17 protein-coding genes are annotated in these 14,845 nt (G+C 59.9%); 13 read left to right on the forward strand and 4 right to left on the reverse strand.

All coding sequences use genetic code 11. The features are described 5' to 3' along the window. Positions 1–127 precede the first annotated feature (127 nt). The 8 genes from ccoN to NFV80_RS02705 all read left to right on the forward strand — a co-directional run bounded on the left by ccoN (position 128) and on the right by NFV80_RS02705 (position 6,463). Positions 128–1,555 carry a cytochrome-c oxidase, cbb3-type subunit I gene (ccoN, locus tag NFV80_RS02670; RefSeq protein WP_296757738.1) on the forward strand — a complete coding sequence of 476 codons (1,428 nt, stop codon included), beginning with the start codon at positions 128–130 and terminating at the stop codon, positions 1,553–1,555. A gap of 12 nt (positions 1,556–1,567) precedes the next feature. Continuing rightward, complete coding sequence (ccoO, locus tag NFV80_RS02675) at positions 1,568–2,182, forward strand: cytochrome-c oxidase, cbb3-type subunit II (RefSeq protein ID WP_296757740.1); 615 nt, start codon at positions 1,568–1,570, stop codon at positions 2,180–2,182. A gap of 6 nt (positions 2,183–2,188) precedes the next feature. Beyond that, the gene (locus NFV80_RS02680) at positions 2,189–2,383 is read left to right on the forward strand and encodes a cbb3-type cytochrome c oxidase subunit 3 (RefSeq protein WP_296757743.1); all 195 of its coding nucleotides are present in this window, start codon (positions 2,189–2,191) and stop codon (positions 2,381–2,383) included. Beyond that, positions 2,380–3,288, forward strand: coding sequence for a cytochrome-c oxidase, cbb3-type subunit III (gene ccoP, locus NFV80_RS02685; protein WP_296757746.1), 909 nt, complete (start codon positions 2,380–2,382; stop codon positions 3,286–3,288). The genes NFV80_RS02680 and ccoP overlap by 4 nt, the downstream gene beginning before the upstream one ends. Positions 3,289–3,566: 278 nt before the next feature. After that, positions 3,567–4,982, forward strand: a complete 1,416-nt coding sequence (ccoG, locus tag NFV80_RS02690) for a cytochrome c oxidase accessory protein CcoG (RefSeq protein WP_296757748.1) — start codon at positions 3,567–3,569, stop codon at positions 4,980–4,982. An 8-nt stretch (positions 4,983–4,990) separates the two neighbouring features. After that, positions 4,991–5,533 carry a FixH family protein gene (locus NFV80_RS02695; protein WP_295326541.1) on the forward strand — a complete coding sequence of 181 codons (543 nt, stop codon included), beginning with the start codon at positions 4,991–4,993 and terminating at the stop codon, positions 5,531–5,533. Positions 5,534–5,536: 3 nt separating this feature from the next. Then, on the forward strand, positions 5,537–5,677 hold the full coding sequence (locus tag NFV80_RS02700; RefSeq protein ID WP_295326539.1) for a DUF3149 domain-containing protein: 141 nt from the start codon (positions 5,537–5,539) through the stop codon (positions 5,675–5,677). A gap of 360 nt (positions 5,678–6,037) precedes the next feature. Then, a complete protein-coding gene (locus NFV80_RS02705) occupies positions 6,038–6,463 on the forward strand; it encodes a TonB family protein (RefSeq protein WP_295326538.1) in 426 nt (141 codons plus the stop codon). On the opposite strand, the gene NFV80_RS02710 is transcribed toward NFV80_RS02705, so the two are convergent. Continuing rightward, positions 6,460–6,999: an NUDIX hydrolase gene (locus NFV80_RS02710; protein WP_295326536.1), complete on the reverse strand. Its 540-nt coding sequence runs from the start codon at positions 6,997–6,999 to the stop codon at positions 6,460–6,462. The genes NFV80_RS02705 and NFV80_RS02710 overlap by 4 nt on opposite strands. 186 nt (positions 7,000–7,185) lie before the next feature. Between NFV80_RS02710 and motA the strand changes: the two genes are divergently transcribed. Both motA and motB read left to right on the forward strand, forming a co-directional pair. Next, positions 7,186–8,043 (forward strand): flagellar motor stator protein MotA, encoded by an 858-nt coding sequence (gene motA / locus NFV80_RS02715; RefSeq protein ID WP_295326534.1) that lies wholly within the window; start codon positions 7,186–7,188, stop codon positions 8,041–8,043. Between the two features lie 39 nt (positions 8,044–8,082). Continuing rightward, the gene (gene motB / locus NFV80_RS02720) at positions 8,083–9,045 is read left to right on the forward strand and encodes a flagellar motor protein MotB (RefSeq protein ID WP_296757753.1); all 963 of its coding nucleotides are present in this window, start codon (positions 8,083–8,085) and stop codon (positions 9,043–9,045) included. Between the two features lie 47 nt (positions 9,046–9,092). Here the strand turns inward: motB and NFV80_RS02725 are convergent, their stop codons facing one another. Continuing rightward, entirely contained in the window at positions 9,093–9,701 is a 609-nt protein-coding gene (locus NFV80_RS02725) for a glutathione S-transferase (RefSeq protein ID WP_295326530.1), read from the reverse strand. Between the two features lie 114 nt (positions 9,702–9,815). On the opposite strand from NFV80_RS02725, the gene purB reads away from it, so the two are divergent. Genes purB through NFV80_RS02740 form a run of 3 tightly spaced genes read left to right on the forward strand, consistent with a single transcriptional unit; the run spans position 9,816 to position 11,842 of the window. Continuing rightward, complete coding sequence (purB, locus tag NFV80_RS02730; protein WP_295326528.1) at positions 9,816–11,186, forward strand: adenylosuccinate lyase; 1,371 nt, start codon at positions 9,816–9,818, stop codon at positions 11,184–11,186. A gap of 26 nt (positions 11,187–11,212) precedes the next feature. Continuing rightward, on the forward strand, positions 11,213–11,518 hold the full coding sequence (locus NFV80_RS02735; RefSeq protein ID WP_295326526.1) for a hypothetical protein: 306 nt from the start codon (positions 11,213–11,215) through the stop codon (positions 11,516–11,518). Between the two features lie 3 nt (positions 11,519–11,521). Continuing rightward, a complete protein-coding gene (locus tag NFV80_RS02740; protein ID WP_295326524.1) occupies positions 11,522–11,842 on the forward strand; it encodes a DUF2322 family protein in 321 nt (106 codons plus the stop codon). A 67-nt stretch (positions 11,843–11,909) separates the two neighbouring features. Here NFV80_RS02740 and secF read toward each other — a convergent pair whose 3' ends face one another. Both secF and secD read right to left on the reverse strand, forming a co-directional pair. Then, positions 11,910–12,854 carry a protein translocase subunit SecF gene (secF, locus tag NFV80_RS02745; protein WP_295326522.1) on the reverse strand — a complete coding sequence of 315 codons (945 nt, stop codon included), beginning with the start codon at positions 12,852–12,854 and terminating at the stop codon, positions 11,910–11,912. Between the two features lie 98 nt (positions 12,855–12,952). Further along, positions 12,953–14,830: a protein translocase subunit SecD gene (secD, locus tag NFV80_RS02750; protein ID WP_295326520.1), complete on the reverse strand. Its 1,878-nt coding sequence runs from the start codon at positions 14,828–14,830 to the stop codon at positions 12,953–12,955. Positions 14,831–14,845: the final 15 nt, after the last annotated feature.

A 14,845-nucleotide genomic window follows, 5' to 3' on the forward strand; every position in this document is an offset into this window, starting at 1 on the left:
CGGCAAGAGTTGATCTGTGTCAAATTTGCCAGTGGCAGGTTAGAATAGCATCCGCATAGTCAATGCTCGCGATAAGGGCATTTGGGGGCGGTGAAAACCGGTTTTCAGTCAAGAATGAGGTGAGTCCATGTCGGAAACTCAGTCAACATATAACTACAAGGTGGTGCGGCAGTTCGCCGTGATGACAGTCGTCTGGGGCATCGTCGGCATGCTCGTCGGCGTGATCATCGCTGCGCAAATGGTATGGCCGGAATTGAACCTGGGGTGGCTGCATTTCGGTCGCCTGCGCCCGCTGCATACCAATGCGGTGATTTTCGCCTTTGGCGGCAGCGCGCTGTTCGCCACCTCCTACTATGTTGTCCAGCGTACCTGCCATACACGAATCTTTTCCGACGGCCTGGCTGCTTTCACCTTCTGGGGTTGGCAATTGGTGATCGTCCTCGCCGCTGTCACCCTGCCGCTGGGAATCACCCAGGGCAAGGAGTATGCGGAGCTCGAGTGGCCGATCGACATCCTGATCACGGTTGTCTGGGTCGTTTACGCGATCGTTTTTTTCGGCACGATCGCCAAGCGCAAGGTCACTCACATCTACGTGGCCAACTGGTTCTACGGCGGTTTCATTCTCGCTGTCGCGCTGTTGCACGTCGTCAATAGCGCGGCCATCCCGGTTTCACTGACCAAGTCGTATTCGGCTTATGCCGGCGTGCAGGACGCGATGGTGCAGTGGTGGTACGGCCACAATGCGGTCGGTTTTTTCCTCACCGCCGGTTTTCTCGGCATGATGTATTACTTCGTACCGAAGCAGGCCGGCCGTCCGGTCTATTCGTATCGTTTGTCGGTCGTACACTTCTGGGCGCTGGTTTTCACATACATGTGGGCGGGGCCGCACCACCTGCATTACACGGCGTTGCCGGACTGGACGCAGTCGGTGGGTATGCTGTTCTCGCTGATTCTGCTGGCGCCGTCGTGGGGAGGCATGATCAACGGCGTGATGACGCTCTCCGGTGCATGGCACAAGCTGCGTGACGATCCGATCCTCAAGTTCCTGATCACTTCGCTGTCCTTCTACGGCATGTCGACCTTCGAAGGTCCGATGATGGCCATCAAGACGGTGAATGCGCTTTCGCACTATACCGACTGGACGATCGGGCACGTGCATTCCGGCGCTCTCGGCTGGGTCGCAATGGTTTCGGTTGGCTCGATCTACTATCTGCTGCCGCGACTGTTCGGGAAGACCGAAATGTTCAGCGTCAAGCTCATTACCGTGCACTTCTGGGTGGCGACGATCGGTGTCGTTCTCTACATTGCCTCGATGTGGATTTCAGGGGTGATGCAGGGCCTGATGTGGCGCGCCGTCAATGCCGACGGTACGCTGACCTACAGTTTCGTCGAATCGGTCAAGGCCTCTTATCCGTTCTGGGCAATCCGTCTCATCGGTGGTGTCCTCTTCCTGGCCGGCATGCTGATCATGGCTTACAACATGGCCAAGACGATCGCCGGTGGCCGCTCGGTAAATGACGCTCGTGTGCTGTTGCCCACTGCCAGCCACGCCTGAGAGGGGAATCCAATGAAATTTACGCATGATGCAATTGAACGGAATGTCGGCCTGATGGTACTGCTCACCCTGCTGGTGGTCAGCGTCGGTGGCCTGGTCGAGATCATTCCTCTGTATTTCCAGAAGTCCACCACCGAGCCGGTCACCGGTCTCAAGCCTTACGATCCGGTGCGGCTGACCGGGCGCGACGTGTATATCCGCGAAGGCTGCTACCTCTGTCACTCGCAGATGATTCGTCCATTCCGCGCCGAAACCGAGCGTTATGGGCATTATGCGGTGGCCGGGGAATTCGTCTATGACCATCCGTTCCAGTGGGGTTCGAAGCGCACGGGTCCGGATCTGCAACGAGTCGGGGGGCGTTATTCGGATGAATGGCATCGTGTTCACCTGATCAACCCGCGCGATGTAGTTCCGGAGTCGAACATGCCTGCCTTTGCCTTCCTCGAGAAGGCGCCAGCAGACGCGAACAGCATCGAAGCGAAGATGCGTGCCCTGCGCAAGGTTGGCGTCCCCTATACCGATGACGAGATCGCGGGCGCCAGGAAGCAGCTCGAAGGCAAAAGCGAACTCGACGCGTTGATTGCCTACCTGCAGGGGATGGGCCTCGAAATGAAGAACGTCAAGTAGGCAGGCATGGACATCAACGATCTGCGATCCATCGTGACTGTCGTTTCGCTGCTGACCTTCCTTGGGGTGGTCTGGTGGGCCTACGGCGTCAAGGGTAACCAGAAGCGCTTCGAAGAAGCGGCCATGCTCCCATTTACCGATGAGGAAGCTGATCGGGTCGAACTTGGCCTCGATCGCAACGGACAAAGGAAAGCGTCATGAACGATTTTGTGAATCAGTTTTGGAACTGGTATGTCATCCTCCTGGTGCTGCTTGGCATTCTTGCTTGCGGCGTGCTGCTCTGGTCGCAGGACGCGGCGCCCGCCAGCAGCAAGGTGGACACCACCGGGCACGTCTGGGACGAGACCCTCGAAGAGTACAACAACCCGCTGCCGAAGTGGTGGATGTGGTTGTTCTACGTAACGGTCATCTTTTCGCTGATCTATTGCTTCCTCTACCCGACGCTCGGTTCCTATCAGGGTCTGCTGGGCTGGTCGTCGACCGGTCAACTTGCAAAGGAGGTGGCGAAAGCGGACGAACAGACCAAGCCGCTCTACGAGAAGTACAGGAAGATGGATTTTAAGGCTCTGGCGGCCGACAAGGAGGGAAACGAGACCGGCAAGCGTTTGTACCTGACCTACTGCATGCAGTGTCACGGTGCGGATGGGCGCGGGTCGAAGGGTTTTCCGAATCTGACCGACAACGACTGGCTGTGGGGTGGCCAGCCTGAACAGATCGTCGAAACGATCAGCAACGGTCGGGTGGGAATGATGCCGTCGCATGCGCATCTCGGTGCCGAGACGATCAAGGATCTCGCCAACTATGTGCGCTCGCTGTCCGGTTTGCCTGCCGACTCGGTGCGCGTTGCCAAGGGGCACGAAGCGTTTGCTACCGCGGGATGCACGGGTTGTCATGGGGTCGACGCCAAGGGCAACCAAGCGCTGGGCGCTCCCAATCTGACCGACAAGATCTGGCTGTACGGAAGTTCTGAAGCGACGATCATCGAGACGATCACCAAAGGTCGCAATAACCAGATGCCGGCGTGGAAGGAGTTCCTTGGTGATGACAAGGTTCACGTTCTGACCGCTTACGTACTTAGTCTCGGTACCGCTCCAGGCAGCAACTAGTCTGAAGCGAAGCGACGGAGCGGCTTACACCCCGCTCCGTTTTCTTTTTTCGGGGCGCCGGAATGTGTGGAGCAGGGAGAGTGTGCCGCGTAGCGAACGACATTCAGCTGCTCCGGAGGGCCGAGATTTCTTTCGCTGGATCGCTGCCATGGATTTCCCTGGCTGTCGATCGAGTTGCCCCCTTATCTTTCCTCGTCTGACGCAAGTCAAGACCGGACTCAAGCCGAGATGTAGTATTAGAGTTTCATGTAATTCTGAATGAGGTCGGGGTCGAGATCATGAACCAGGCGGTCGGCAGCGATGCCAAGGCGGTTCCCGTTAACGTCGATGGCTTGTACGAAAAGCACAAGACTGTTTATGCACGCAGCGTTACCGGAAAGTTCAACAACTGGCGCTGGGCGATGGTCGTCGTCACCCAGACACTGTTTTATGGTCTCTGTTGGCTGTCGTGGGATGGACGCCAGGCGGTGCTGTTTCACATCACCGAACGCAAGTTCTACATTTTCGGGATGGTCTTCTGGCCACAGGACGTGATCTATCTGGCCATTCTACTGGTGATTTCCGCGTACACGCTGTTCTTGGTCACTGCTGTGGGCGGACGTCTCTTCTGCGGTTATGCGTGCCCGCAAACGGTTTACACCGAGATCCTGATGTGGATAGAGCGCAAGATCGAAGGCGAACGTCCAGCGCGAATGAAGCTAGACGCGCAACCGATGAGTCCGCGCAAGTTTCGACTCAAGTTGCTCAAGCATTTTCTGTGGCTGCTCGTCGCACTATGGACCGGGATTACTTTCGTCGGCTATTTCACGCCGATCAAGGAACTGCTAGGCGAAATCGCCTCGCTCGAACTGGGGCCATGGGAAGCTTTCTGGGTACTGTTTTACGCGGCGTTTCTTTACATGATGGCGGGCTTCCTGCGCGAGCAGGTCTGCAAGTACATGTGCCCCTACGCCCGCTTCCAGGGGGTGATGTTCGACCCGGACACCCTGATCATCAGTTACGATCCGGAGCGTGGTGAGCCACGGGGCGCTCGCCGGAAGACGGCGGCTGGGCAGGCGAAGCCGCTTGGTGACTGTGTCGACTGCAGGATTTGCGTACAGGTCTGTCCAACCGGTATCGACATTCGCCGAGGTCTGCAGCTCGAATGCATTGCCTGTGCAGCTTGTATCGACGCCTGCGACCAAGTAATGGACAAGGTCGGTTCGCCACGCGGGCTGATCCGCTACTCTACGGAGAACGCTCTGGCCAAGCACTACACGGCCCGCGAAGTGGTCTCCCACCTGCTGCGGACGAGAACGCTGCTGTACGCGAGCATTCTGCTGGGGATCATCCTGGCGACGGTATGGAGTCTCAGCCAGCGGATACCCCTAAAAGTGGACGTGCTGCGCGACCGGTCCACCCTTTCCCGTGAGGCGGATGACGGGCGCATCGAGAATGTATATCGGCTGCACATCTCGAACACCGACGGAGTTCCCCACCGTTACTCGATTGGCGTCAGCGGCATCGACGGGATCGACATCGTCGGCGAGCGGCTGGTGGAGATCCCGGCGGCCTCCTCGACCACCGTGGCGCTGTCCGCACGCGTCCAGCCGGAGTCCGGCAAGAAAGGTTCGAACCAGATTTTCTTCGAGATTCGCGCCATCACGGACGACAAGCTCGCGATCCGCGAGAAGACCAGTTTTTTCCTGCCATGAATCTGAAATTGAATCCTGCTCCGCGGGCTTGGTATCGCGAGCCGTGGCCGTGGTTGCTGATGCTGGGTCCGGCGATCGTCATCGTCGCCGGATTGACTACCGCTTACCTGGCGATAGTCACCAGCGACGGCCTGGTCGACGACGATTACTATAAACAGGGTCTGACGGTCAACGAGCGCGCCGTCCATGATCGGCGGGCCGCAGATCTTGGACTGGAGACTGAACTCGTGCTTGGTGGCGACGGTGACCGGATTCGCGCGTTGCTCCGCGGCAAGGAGGGTCTACGCTTGCCGGAGACGCTGCGTTTGAACCTTGTGCACCCGACCCGCCCGGGCTTCGATCAAAAGATCATCCTGCATTCGGAAGGCGGCGGTGTTTATGCCGGTGTGGTGAAGCCGTTCGTCGGAAGGTGGCACGTCACGCTCGAGGATGAAGGGCAGGAGTGGCGCCTGTTCGGTGACTGGAGGGTGACCGACAAGCGGTCGGCGTTGCGACTGGCAGCGTCGGGTATCGCTTCTCCGACGGGATTTTCTGACTACAACGGGAGGTAAGAGGTGGCTTGGGATCTTTTGTTTTCGAGTGACTACGGCTTGTTCAGCCTGTTCGTGATCGTCTTCGTCATCGGCATGGCGGTCTGGTTTTCGCGCTTCTTCAGCCGGAATATTCGCGCCGACGAAGCGCGCCCCCGCAAGTAGCGGCACGTACGAAGAGGCTGGCGGGCCGCTTCGATCGGGGTGGCGCGGGTAGTGGTTCGCTGCTTGGCCGGGGTTAGGGAGTTGCGACCCTCTCTCGGCGTTCATCCCGCCGATTTCGGGGACGGAGAACGTCGTCTCGGGCTGGCTTTGGCGGCGTCCGTGCTGATGCACCTGGCGTTGCTGGCCCCTTCGGCTTCGCTTTTGCCGGTTCGCTTGACGGTGGCAACGCAGCCGTTGCAGGCACGCATCCATGCGACAGACCACCGCCTGGTACCTTCCACGGCATTGGCTGGCGCGCCGGCGGACCGGCAGCGGCAGACCCGATCGTCGTCGGGAGATCAACCGGTCCGGGAATCCGGCATGCGCGACACGCGTTCCCGGGTGGCGACCGCGCCCGTCGCACAACGCAGTTCCTGGTCGGCCCCCGCTACGGAACCGGCGCCCATACCGAGCCTCGCTCCGCCGGCTCCCAACGGGGTGAGCGCGGAAGATTTGCGTCAGTATCGGGTGGCGCTGGCGATCGCCGCGCGCCGCTTCAAGCAGTACCCCCTGGAGGCACGGGAAAGTCGTTGGGAAGGGCGGGTCGAGATTGCGTTGAGCGCCAGCGCCGGGCAACGCGTGCCCCACGCCTCGCTGGTTCACTCAAGCGGGTACCGCGCGCTCGACGAGCAGGCGCTATCGATGGTTGCGCAGGCCGCGGCTGTTACGCCGCTGCCGGAAAGCCTCCAGGGTGCAGAGATTCGCGTTTTGCTGCCAATCGAATTCAGTCTTGAGGCCACTCGTTAACCCCGGTGCGGTTGCAGATCTTCCTCGTGGAAGGAGAAATGACGCGCCAGTCGGTCGGCAAAGTACGCTCGCAAGCAAAGAGTGACACTCTGGAAAGCAAGATCCTGCCAAGGCACTGCTTCCTCCGAGAACAAGGCGGTCGCCAGTGTTTCGCGGCCAGCGGCGAAACCGGTGTCGACCAGTCGAGCACGGTAGAACAGGTGAACCTGGTTGATGTGCGGCACGTTGACGAGCGAGAAGAGCGGTCCGATCTCGATCCGGGCACACGCTTCCTCGAGCGTTTCGCGGATGGCCGCTTCGCTGGTCGTCTCGCCATTTTCCATGAATCCCGCTGGAAGCGTCCATAATCCGTAGCGCGGTGCGATCGATCGCCGGCAAAGCAGAATCTGGCCGTTCCACTCGGCAACACAGCCGACCACCAGCTTCGGGTTAAGGTAGTGAATCGTTCCGCAACGCTGGCAGACGTGGCGGGGCAGATTGTCGCCCTCCGGAATTGCCAGATTGACGACTCCGCCGCAATGACTGCAGAAATTCATTCGCGCAATTCCTTCGACCGTGTTCCAAGCAGACGCCTAGTGTAAATGATTCGGGCCGGCGCTCGTGTGGCCGAAAGGTGCCCAGCGTACTGGCTACTATTCCTGGTTCGCAATCTGGTTACAATACGCGACAATGCTGGGTTTCGGCCAGCGCGGTACGCGCGATGCACTGACAAAGGGGGGCGGATGTTTCTGATTGTTGGCTACGTGATCATCCTGGCGGCTGCGCTGGGAACCTACGCGGTTCACGGCAGCCTCGCTGCCTTGTGGGTTCCCCTCGAATACATCGCGATCGTCGGTCTCACGATCGGAGGCTTCGTCGCAGCGAACGACATCAAGATCATCAAGTCGACGGTTGCCGCATTGCCGGGAATCTTCAAGGGATCGAAATTCACCAGGGCCCTTTATGTCGATTTGCTGGCGATGCTCTTCGAGGTGCTGGCGAAGGTGCGCAAGGAAGGCCTGATGTCGATTGAGAATGACGTCGAAAATCCACACGACAGTCCCATCTTCAGCAAGTACCCGGCGCTGGCCAACGACCATCACGTGATGGAATTCATTACCGACTATCTGCGGATGATGGTTGGTGGCAATCTCAACGCCATCGAGATAGAAAGCCTGATGGACATCGAAATCGAAACGCATCACCACGAAGCCGAGACGCCTGGCCATGTGATGTCCAAGGTGGGCGACGCAGTGCCGGCCTTCGGTATCATCGTGGCAGTGATGGGCGTCGTCAATGTGATGGGCTCGGTGGGGGAGCCTCCCGCGGTACTCGGAAAGATGATCGGTGGCGCCTTGGTCGGTACCTTCCTGGGTATCCTGATTGCCTACGGATTCGTCGCACCGGTGGCCAGCCTGCTGGAGCAGAAGGCGCAGGACGGAGCGAAGATTTATCAGGTGATCAAGGTCGTTCTGCTGGCTTCGATGTCCGGTTACGCTCCGCAAGTGGCGGTCGAATTCGGGCGCAAGACCCTGGTTGCCGGTGTCCGGCCAACCTTCCGTGAGCTCGAGGAGGAGCTCAAGAGTCGCAAGGGCAAGTAAGCAGGCAGCCATGCTGCAGCAGCGGAGCGGAGAGGCGGGATGAGCGACGACGTACGGCCGATAGTCATCAAGCGCGTGAAGAAGTTTGCCGCCGGGCACCACGGCGGTGCCTGGAAGATCGCGTACGCCGATTTCGTCACCGCGATGATGGCCTTTTTCCTCCTGATGTGGTTGCTTGGATCGACCGCCAGCGGGGACCTCAAGGGAATTGCCGACTACTTTCAGAACCCGCTCAAGATCGCTTCGCAGGGGGGAGCGGGAACGGGCGACAGCTCGAGCGTCCTGAAAGGAGGTGGCAAGGACTTGACACGCACTGCCGGGCAAGTCAAGGCGGGCGATCTGGATGCCAAGAGCAAGTCGGTGAACCTCAAGGAAACGAACGCCGATCAGGCGCGAAAGGAGTTCGAGGAACGCGAGCAGGTGATGCTCGGCGATCTCAAGCAGACGATTGAGAAACTGATCGACAGCAACCCCGCGCTCAAGCAGTTCAAGAATCAGTTACTAATAGACATCACCAGCGAGGGCCTGCGGATTCAGATCGTCGATGAACAGAATCGTCCGATGTTCGATACGAGCAGCGCTGAACTGAAACCGTATACGCGAACCATCCTTCGCGAGATTGGCAAGGCGCTGAATACGACGCCAAACAAGCTGAGCCTGTCGGGACATACCGACGCAGCGCAATACGGTGGCGGCGACAAGGGCTTTTCGAATTGGGAGCTTTCCGCCAATCGCGCCAATGCCTCTCGCCGCGAGCTGATCGCTGGCGGTATGGATGAACACAAGGTCCTGCGGGTGGTCGGACTGGCTTCGACTGTGCTGTTCGACAAGAATGATCCACTCAGTTCGATCAATCGCCGTGTCAGCATCGTCGTCCTCAACAGGAGGTCCGAAGAATTGCTGCTCCAGGAAGATGGCAAGAGCGATGCGGTCGAAGTCGGCGGCCAGGGGATCGACGCCAGACAACTCGCGCCGCCGGTCGCCCCTGCGGGCAGGAGCTGAGGCGCGGCTGCCGCGGGTCAGCGGGGCCGGCACAGGTTCAGGCGCTGTTACGCCTGCGGAATAGTGTCCAGGAAAGCGGGACGGCGCATCAGCTTTTCGTACAGGCGAGCAAGATTCGGATGCTTTTCCTGCCAGTCGATTTCCGGGAAGCGAAAGATGAGGTAGCCGAGCGCACAGCCTACGGTCACGTCGGCGAGTGAAAAGTGTGTTCCCATGCACCAGACGCTTTCTGCCAGTTCGTTCGACATGAAATCGAGACTGAGGAGAATCTTGTTTTCTTGACGGGCGATCCATTCTGCACTTTGCAGGGCAGCGGGCCGCTTCCTCTCGAGAAAAACCAGCGCCGCGGCGTCGCATACGCCATCGGCGAGGGCTTCCCAACGCTTCACTTCGCTGCGCTCGCGATTCGGCGCCGGCATCAACTTGTTGTTCGGGGCAACGTTGTCCAGGTATTCGACGATTACCCGTGAATCGAACAGGACGGTATTGTCGTCGAGGACGAGTACCGGGATCTTGCCAAGCGGATTGATGTTGCTGACCTGGTTGTCCGGCGTCCACGGCGAGTCAAGCTCGAAGTCGTAATCGATTTTCTTCTCGGCCAGCACGACGCGCGTCTTGCGGACGTAGGGACTGGTCAATGATCCGATAAGCTTCATGGGCATCCTGCACGTGAAATTCGCGGCGGATTATACCATCCTGCCCGCATTCCGTTTGCGCGAGCGTCGGTCGTGACAGGTAAAATGGCGGACCATGCTGAACACGTTTCGAGGATGACCTGGATGCTTTCGCTGACCTCCCTTTCGCCGTTGGACGGCCGCTATGCCGGCAGGCTGGACGCGCTGCGCCCACAGTTTTCCGAGTACGGCCTGATTCGGCGCCGTTTGCAGATCGAGCTCGAGTGGCTCAAGGCGCTGGCGGCAGAACCGCATTTTCGGGAAATTCCCTGCTTCTCCCCTGACACGGTGGCAATACTGGATTCGTTGCTCGCCGACTTTGGTCCGTCGCAGGCGGCCGAGGTAAAGGAAATCGAGGCGATCACCAATCATGATGTGAAGGCTCTGGAGTACTGGATCAAGCAGCGCCTGGCGAACAACGACGAAGTCATGCGCGTCTCCGAGTTCATCCATTTTGCCTGTACCTCCGAGGATATCAACAACCTTGCGCACGCACTGATGCTGCGGGCGGCGAGCAACGAGATCCTGTTGCCGACGCTGGACAAAGTGATTGCAAAGCTTCGGGATCTCGCGCACGGCCTGGCCGACCTGCCGATGATGTCGCGTACGCACGGCCAGCCGGCAACGCCGACTACGCTCGGCAAGGAAATGGCGAATTTTGCGCATCGTCTCGTTCGCGCGCGCGCGGCGATCACCCGCGTACGGTTGCGCGGCAAGATCAACGGGGCGGTGGGCAATTACAATGCCCATCTGGTTGCGTACCCGGACTTCGACTGGGAGAAATTTTGTAGGTCTTTTGTCGAATCGCTGGGCCTGGAGTTCAATCCCTACACCATACAGATCGAGCCGCACGACACGATGGCGGAACTGTTCGACGCGTTTGCGCGCGCCAATTTGATCCTGATCGATCTGAACCGCGACGTCTGGGGTTACATTTCGCTGGGCTTTTTCCGGCAGAAAGTCAAGGCTGGCGAGATCGGTTCGTCGACGATGCCGCACAAGGTCAATCCGATCGATTTCGAGAATTCCGAAGGCAATCTGGGTCTGGCGAATGCCCTCTTGCGCCACCTGGCCGACAAGCTGCCGGTATCGCGCTGGCAGCGCGATCTGACCGATTCGACGGTCTTGCGCAATATGGGCGTCGCACTCGGCTACAGTCTGCTGGCCTACGATTCGTTGTTGCGTGGCCTCAACAAACTTGAGGCAGACCCGGTCTCGCTGCGGGCAGATTTGGATGCCAATTGGGAGCTGTTGGCTGAGCCGGTGCAGACGGTGATGCGTCGCTACGGTGTTGCCAATCCGTACGAAAAGCTCAAGGAATTGACTCGCGGCAGGAGCGTATCACGAGCGGACATCCGGCAATTGGTCGAGTCGCTTGAAATCCCGCCCATGGCCAAAGCGGCGCTGCTGGACCTGACGCCGGCGACTTACACCGGCATGGCGGCCGATCTCGCGCGACGGATCTGATGCACGGCTCCGGGAAGACTACTTGCATGCCCGAGCCAACGAAGGTCGATGATACTCCGGCGACGATCGTATGCCCGAGCTGCGAACGGGAAGTCCCCGGCGACGCCGCGCATTGTCCCTACTGCTGCGGCGACGATGGGAGGCGTGGTGCGATCAAGCGCGGCGCCTTCGTCGGCGCCGTGTTCGGCTTGCTGACCGGTGGCCTGCTGGCAGCCCTGTGGTCGTCGATCGTCGGCCCGGAACAGGCCAACGGCGAAGTCGTCGTCGCCATGACACTGGCCTGCGCGACGTGCGGCGCGCTGCTCGGTGCGATGCGCAACCGCAAGGAGTAAGAGATGGGGCAGTTTGCAGAAAACCTGAAGAAGTTGCCTGGCGTTTCCCACGTCGCAGAGATCAAGCTGCTCGATGCGCGAGGCGAGGTAGTCGCGACGATCGAGAACAAGTCTGGCAGCCTGGGATCACTGGCGGTCTACAATCACCTCGCGCAGACCTACGGCGCGATCACGCCCGACGCCGCCGAAAAGGGTCTGGAGATCTTTGCCGAGCACGCCGACGACGCGCGCAGCAATCCGGGCAAACATCCCCACATCGATCGTCTGTTGGCGCTCCTTGAGGAGAAGAACACCCTGCGTACCAAACACGTATTCGCCGTTTAGGATCGTGGCAGCGACACTCGGGGGAGAGCCTCCGCCAACGCTCGGAATGATCCCTCAGTCGGGGGGGCTAGACCACGGCGCCGTCTGCGTTGGCACCTTCGATCTGTCTCTTCGGCTTGACGAACTGTTCGCGCGATACGCCGAGCCACATCACCAGTGGGCTGGCAACCAGTACCGAAGAGTAGATGCCGAAACAGATGCCGATGGTCAGCGCCAAGGCAAAGTAATAGAGTGTTTCGCCACCGAAGAGCAACATCGAAAGCACCATCATCTGCGTCGAGGCATGCGTGATGATCGTTCGCGAAATGGTGCTGGTAATCGCATGGTCGAGGACCTGCGGCGTGGTGAGGCCGCGCGCCTTCTTGAATGTCTCGCGCACGCGGTCGAAAACGACTACCGACTCGTTGACCGAATAGCCGAGTACGGCCAGCACGGCCGCGAGCACCGAGAGTGAAAATTCCCACTGAAAAAAGGCGAAGAAGCCGAGGATGATGACCACGTCGTGCAGGTTGGCGATGATCGCCGAGACCGAGAAACGCCACTCGAAGCGGAAGGCCAGGTAGACGACGATGCCAATGACTACCAGCAGCAGCGCCAGAGCGCCGTTCTCAGCCAGTTCCTTGCCGACCTGCGGGCCGACAAACTCGACGCGACGCAGGGTGGCACCCGGGGCCTCGACAGCGAGCGCCTGCATGACTGCCTCGCCGATCTTGGCAGTGTTCTGCTCCGCCTTCAGGGGCAGGCGAATCAGAACGTCCTGGCTGGAACCGAAATTCTGCACCGAGAGGTCGGTATAACCGGCAGTGCCGAGCGCATCGCGCACCTTTTCGAGATTCGCTGCTTGCGGGTAATTGAGTTCGATCAACGTGCCACCGGTGAACTCGACCGACAGGTGCAGGCCACGGCTGAAGAGGAAAAACACGGCGAGCAGGAAGGTGAGCAGCGAGATGACGTTGAACGTCAGCGCATGGCGCATGAACGGGATGTCTCTTCTGATCCGGAAGAATTCCATTTACGTTTTTCCTCAAGGTGGCGAACGTCGGACTGATTTCCATGGCGCATCGTGCCGCAATGCGGGGACGGAGGAATCGACAGCGACGGACATGACCGTTAGCGGGCGGTAGCGCTGCCGGCACCTGCCGGTTTCCAGACCTGGCCGATGGCGAGTGATTTGACCTTGCGACGCCGGCCGTAGATCAGGTTGATCAGCGCGCGTGACACGACGACGGCGGAGAACAGGGAGGTCAGAATCCCGAGACAGTGCACCACGGCAAAACCGCGCACCGGGCCAGAGCCGAAGATCAGCAAGGCGATGCCGGCGATCAGCGTGGTGATATTGGAGTCGAGAATTGTCCCGAACGCCCTCTCGTAACCGGTATGAATCGCCGCCTGCGGCGTCGAGCCATTGCGCAGTTCTTCGCGTATGCGCTCGTTGATCAGCACGTTGGCGTCGATTGCCATGCCCAGTGCCAGTGCGATGGCGGCGATCCCCGGCAGGGTCAGCGTCGCCTGCAGCAGCGAGAGCAGGGCCACGAGGAATAGCAGGTTGGATGCCAGGGCAATCACCGAAACCAAACCGAAAAGCACGTAATAGGCGATCATGAACACGGCAATCGCAGCAAAGCCCCACATCGTCGAGAGAAAACCCTTCCGGATGTTTTCCGCGCCGAGGCTCGGACCGATCGTCCGCTCTTCGATGATTTCCATCGGGGCGGCGAGCGAGCCGGCGCGCAACAGCAATGCCGTGTCGTTCGCCTCCATGGTGCTCATGCGCCCCGAAATCTGCACCCGGCCGCCGCCTATCTCGGCGCGGATGACAGGCGCCGTGATCACCTCGCCCTTGCCCTTTTCGACCAGCACGATGGCCATGCGCTTGCCAACGTTGTCGCGCGTGACGTCCTTGAAAATGCGCGCACCCGCCGAATCGAGCGTCAGGTGTACGGCAGGTTCGTGCGTCTGGTTGTCGAAACCGGGCTGCGCGTCGGTGAGGCGGTCTCCGGTCAGTACCACCTGCTTCTTGACCAGCAGCGGCAGCGCCCCCCGTTCGACGTAGAGCTCGCTGCCAAATGGCGTCTGGCCCGCCTGTGCCGCTTCCAGAGCACCCGGGGTGTCGTCAACCATACGGATTTCCAGCGTCGCGGTTCGACCAAGGATGTCCTTGGCCTTGGCGGTATCCTGCACGCCGGGTAACTGAACGACGATGCGGTCGGCACCCTGCTGCGCGATCACCGGTTCGGCGACACCGAGTTCGTTGATCCGGTTGTGCAGGGTCGTCGTATTCTGCTTGATGGCAAACTCCTGGATACGCTTGATCGCCTCCGGTTTGAGCGTGGCAATCAGCTTCAGGTCGTCGCCTTCTCCCTGGTCGGCCAGGAGCAGGTCGGACTGATTGTCCTCGAGTACGACGCGGGCCTTGTTGCGTGTCTCGCCGTCACGGAAGCGGATCACGATGTGCTCGCCTTCGCGAGTGATTCCGGCGTGACGAACCGCCTTGTCACGCAGCAGGCTGCGCAGGTCGCCGCTGATGGCGTCGAGACGCTTGGTGAGCGCTCCGCGCATGTCGACCTGGAGCAGGAAATGTACGCCACCCCGCAAGTCGAGGCCAAGATACATTGGCAGGGCATGCAGGCTGGTCAGCCAGCGCGGCGAACTCGACAGAAGATTCAGGGCAACGACGTACTGTGGGTCGGCCGGGTCCGGGTTGAACTGTCTTTCCAGGAGGTCTTTCGCCTGCAACTGGGCATCGGTCGTGGGCAGCCGAACCTTGACGCCGTTGCTGTCGAGGAATATTCCGCTGTCGGTTATGCCCCCCGTCTGCAGGGCAAGGGCAACGCGTTCGCGCGTCTTGTCATCGATCTTGAGCGTCGCCTTGGCGCTGGAAACCTGGACTGCGGGCGATTCGCCAAAGAAGTTCGGCAGCGTGTATACCAGGCCGAAGAGCAGGGCAAGGACGACAGTGACATATTTCCAGAGCGGATAACGATTCATGGCTGCTTGCGGTCG

It is taken from the genome of Accumulibacter sp. (assembly GCF_023806565.1).
Taxonomy (GTDB): Bacteria; Pseudomonadota; Gammaproteobacteria; order Burkholderiales; family Rhodocyclaceae; genus Accumulibacter.

Bases quoted from the DNA above. Each gene is read 5' to 3' on its own strand.
- motA (WP_295326534.1), top strand. From the start codon at position 7,186: ATGTTTCTGATTGTTGGCTACGTGATCATCCTGGCGGCTGCGCTGGGA.
- motB (WP_296757753.1), top strand. From the start codon at position 8,083: ATGAGCGACGACGTACGGCCGATAGTCATCAAGCGCGTGAAGAAGTTT.
- NFV80_RS02740 (WP_295326524.1), top strand. From the start codon at position 11,522: ATGGGGCAGTTTGCAGAAAACCTGAAGAAGTTGCCTGGCGTTTCCCAC.
- purB (WP_295326528.1), top strand. From the start codon at position 9,816: ATGACCTGGATGCTTTCGCTGACCTCCCTTTCGCCGTTGGACGGCCGC.
- ccoP (WP_296757746.1), top strand. From the start codon at position 2,380: ATGAACGATTTTGTGAATCAGTTTTGGAACTGGTATGTCATCCTCCTG.
- secF (WP_295326522.1), bottom strand. From the start codon at position 12,854: ATGGAATTCTTCCGGATCAGAAGAGACATCCCGTTCATGCGCCATGCG.
- NFV80_RS02725 (WP_295326530.1), bottom strand. From the start codon at position 9,701: ATGAAGCTTATCGGATCATTGACCAGTCCCTACGTCCGCAAGACGCGC.
- NFV80_RS02680 (WP_296757743.1), top strand. From the start codon at position 2,189: ATGGACATCAACGATCTGCGATCCATCGTGACTGTCGTTTCGCTGCTG.
- NFV80_RS02705 (WP_295326538.1), top strand. From the start codon at position 6,038: ATGCGCGACACGCGTTCCCGGGTGGCGACCGCGCCCGTCGCACAACGC.
- ccoO (WP_296757740.1), top strand. From the start codon at position 1,568: ATGAAATTTACGCATGATGCAATTGAACGGAATGTCGGCCTGATGGTA.
- NFV80_RS02735 (WP_295326526.1), top strand. From the start codon at position 11,213: ATGCCCGAGCCAACGAAGGTCGATGATACTCCGGCGACGATCGTATGC.
- ccoG (WP_296757748.1), top strand. From the start codon at position 3,567: ATGAACCAGGCGGTCGGCAGCGATGCCAAGGCGGTTCCCGTTAACGTC.
- ccoN (WP_296757738.1), top strand. From the start codon at position 128: ATGTCGGAAACTCAGTCAACATATAACTACAAGGTGGTGCGGCAGTTC.
- secD (WP_295326520.1), bottom strand. From the start codon at position 14,830: ATGAATCGTTATCCGCTCTGGAAATATGTCACTGTCGTCCTTGCCCTG.
- NFV80_RS02710 (WP_295326536.1), bottom strand. From the start codon at position 6,999: ATGAATTTCTGCAGTCATTGCGGCGGAGTCGTCAATCTGGCAATTCCG.